The sequence below is a fragment of the Zhenhengia yiwuensis genome (assembly GCF_014384995.1).
Classification (GTDB): domain Bacteria; phylum Bacillota; class Clostridia; order Lachnospirales; family Cellulosilyticaceae; genus Zhenhengia; species Zhenhengia yiwuensis.
Map to the genome: position 1 here is coordinate 1 of NZ_JACRSY010000135.1, position 545 is coordinate 545.

The 545-nt window shown below is 35.8% G+C and carries 1 protein-coding gene; it reads right to left on the reverse strand.

Annotated elements, in window-relative coordinates:
* On the reverse strand, window positions 1–524 hold a 524-nt coding region (locus H8718_RS20425; protein WP_249334887.1), incomplete at its 3' end, for a baseplate J/gp47 family protein.
* Window positions 525–545 lie beyond the last annotated feature (21 nt).

The following is a 545-nucleotide window of genomic DNA, read 5'->3' on the forward strand; positions in this document are numbered from 1 at the left end:
CCGGAGGTAGCTGGCATACGAACATTTAAAAAGAATCTTTCTCTTAAACGCTCATCTGATTCTATCTCTTCGCCGGATATAAGGATGTCTTTTAGTTCTGCTGTTGTAAGACCTTTTATATAAGAAATCGGTAATAAGTTGCCATTGTATAGATTTCCTATTCTACCCATTTGTTCACATTCAAGCTTATACTCAAAGTCTTTTATTTTTTCTACTACACAGTAAGTTGTATCTTCTAATCCAAATCTACTGCCTAATGGGATTTCTGTATTAAAAACACCTTTTCTTATCGCTTGAGTAGCTTGTTTTCTATAAATCCCCATATCCGCACAGCATTTATCTAAATCTTCCCCTGTACTTGTATCAACATAGGTTCGATCTGCCATATACGCAAGTTGCATATAAACTTCAGCTAATTCAAAACAAGCTGGTGCTAACGCCATATGCATGAGACTCCCTTCTCTTTTGTCCATATCATTAGGCACTTTTTCTAAGGCACTCTTAATCAATTCTTCAAAGGTCATATCTTCACCTCTCTTTCTATA